Origin of the sequence: Hansschlegelia beijingensis (assembly GCF_045505405.1) — a bacterium.
In the GTDB taxonomy this organism is placed as follows: domain Bacteria; phylum Pseudomonadota; class Alphaproteobacteria; order Rhizobiales; family Methylopilaceae; genus Methylopila; species Methylopila beijingensis_A.
In genome coordinates, this window is sequence record NZ_JBJKEX010000425.1 from 1 (window position 1) to 2,372 (window position 2,372).

The 2,372-nt window shown below is 71.2% G+C and carries 2 protein-coding genes and 1 pseudogene; all 3 read left to right on the forward strand.

The window, feature by feature from the left end; translation table 11 throughout:
• Positions 1-8: 8 nt before the first annotated feature.
• A pseudogene (locus ACIKT0_RS17045) lies at positions 9-494 on the forward strand (triphosphoribosyl-dephospho-CoA synthase); the annotation flags it as partial.
• Positions 491-1,444, forward strand: a complete 954-nt coding sequence (locus tag ACIKT0_RS17050) for an AEC family transporter (protein ID WP_407106561.1) — start codon at positions 491-493, stop codon at positions 1,442-1,444. The pseudogene ACIKT0_RS17045 and the gene ACIKT0_RS17050, both read left to right, overlap by 4 nt.
• 58 nt (positions 1,445-1,502) lie before the next feature.
• Positions 1,503-2,372, forward strand: an 870-nt coding sequence (locus ACIKT0_RS17055; RefSeq protein WP_407106562.1) for an acyltransferase domain-containing protein, incomplete at its 3' end; no start/stop codon positions are given.

A 2,372-nucleotide genomic window follows, 5' to 3' on the forward strand; every position in this document is an offset into this window, starting at 1 on the left:
CGATCTAGGTCGACCGGGCGCTGCCGCTCGGAGAACTCGTCGTGCGGCTCTGGGCGCGGGACATCGTCGAGGGACCGACGCTCCTGCGCAGCCACGGCAGCATGGCGCGCCTCCGCTTCGGGGCCGGAGGCGCGAGGATCGAGGCGGGGCTCGGCTTTCCGAGCGTCTACGGCGTCGCGCTTCCGGCGCTTCGGAGGGCCCGGACGGTCCGCCCCGGCGATCCCGAGGCCGCCCGCGTCGAGGCCTGCTTCGCGCTGATCGCGGTGCTGGAGGACACCAACCTCCTGCATCGCGGGGGGTCGGAGGGGCTCCATTTCGCGCGCGAGGCGGCAAGGCGGTTCCTCGCCGAGGGCGGCGTGGTCGGCCCCGGTTGGCGGGAGCGCGCCAGAGCCGTTCACGACAGCTTCGTGGCCTCCAGGCTCAGCCCCGGCGGCTCGGCCGATCTCCTCGCGATGACGCTCTTCGTCGACCTCCAGGAAAGAACGCGCGCATGACCCTCGACGTCATCGTTCTGGCGCTCGCGCCGGTCTTCTTCGTCCTGGGGCTCGGCTACGTCGCCGGCCGGCGCGGCATGGTCGAGAACCATCATGTCGAGTCGCTGAACACGCTCGTGATGAACTTCGCCGTACCGGCGTCTCTGTTCGTCGCGACCGCGTCCGCGAGCAGGAGCCAGATGCTCGCACAGGCGCCGCTGTTCGCGATCCTCGGCGGCGTCATGCTCCTCGTCTACATCGGTTGGTATCTGCTCGCGCGCTTCCTGCTGAAGGCGTCCAGGGCTGAGGGCTCGCTTCAGGCGCTGACGATCGCCTTTCCGAACCTCGCGGGCGTCGGGCTTCCGATCTCGGCCTCCGTTCTCGGCGCGACCGGAACCGTGCCGGTCGCGGTGGCGCTGGCGGCGGGCTCGATCCTGGTCACACCGCTTGCCCTGGTGACGCTCGAAATGGCCTCCGGCAAGGGGGATGAGGCGGGCGCGAGCGCCGCCAGCAGGATCGTGCGGGCGTTCCGGCGCGCGATCACCAAGCCGGTCGTGCTGGCGCCGGCGCTCGGGATCGCCGTCTCCCTGTCGGAGCTTACGCTCGATCCGGTGCTCAAGTCATGCCTGATGCTCATCGGCAACGCCGCCGCCGGCGTCGCGCTCTTCCTCACCGGTCTGGTCCTCTCGGCTCAGACCTTCAGGTTCGATTGGAAGGTCGCGGGCGCGACCGGCGCCGCCGACATCGCCCGGCCCCTGATCGCCGCCGGGATCGTGCTGCTTCTGCCGCTCTCGTCCGACACCGCGAAGATCGCGATCCTGCTCGCCGCCATTCCGTCAGGCTTCTTCGGCATCCTCTTCGCCGTGAACTACCGGCTCGATTCCGCCACCACGGGATCGATGGTGGCCGCCAGCACGGCGTTCAGCGTCATCCCCATGGCGATCGCGATCGCTCTCCTGTTCCCGCATTGAGTGACGCCGCGTGACCCTCGCCATCCTCTGCTCGGGGCAAGGCCCTCAGAATAGCCGGATGTTCTCACTGACGGGCGACGCGCCGGAGGCCGCCGAGCTGTTCGGGCATGCGGCGACCCTTCTGGGCGGGCGCGATCCCCGCGACCTTGTCCGGACCGCGCCCGACGAGGCGATCCACGCCGACCGTCCGGGCCAGATTCTCTGCACGCTTCAGGCGCTCGCCGCAGCCGCGGCTCTGCGCGGGACTTTCCCGCCGAGGCTCGTCATCGCCGGATACAGCGTCGGCGAGGTCGCCGCCTGGGGCGTGGCCGGTGCGTTCACCCCCGCGGACACGCTGGACCTCATCGCGCGCCGCGCCGAGGCGATGGACGCTGCGTCCTCGCCCGGAGAGGGCATGCTCTTCGTGCGGGGTCTCCCTCGCGCCACGCTCCAAGAGCTTTGCGGGCGCCATGATGCGGCGATCGCCATCGTCAACCCCGGAGACGCCTTCGTCGTCGGCGGCGACGGTCCGCAGCTCAAGGCGCTCGGCAAGGAAGCCGTCTCCGCCGCGCGAACGCACGTGATCACGCTGCCGGTTCGAGTGGCGTCGCATACGCCCCGCCTGGCGGCGGCCTCGGTCGCGTTCCGCGAGATCCTGCGACCGCTGCCGGTGACGCTGCCCGGGCCGGGACGCGTGCGACTGCTCAGCGGGATCGACGGCGCTCCGGTCCTTGCGGCGGAGCCCGGCCTCGACAAGCTGGCCGCACAGATTTCGCAGACGGTTCGGTGGAGCGACTGCCTGCAGGCCTGCGTGGAAGCTGGCGCGACGGCCTTCCTTGAGCTCGGGCCGGGAGCCGGGCTGGCCAGGATGGCGGCCGGCGCCTTCCCCGACGTCCCCGCTCGCCCGCCAGGGTGCGGAACTCGTCCAGCGAGCGAGCGGGGACGTCGG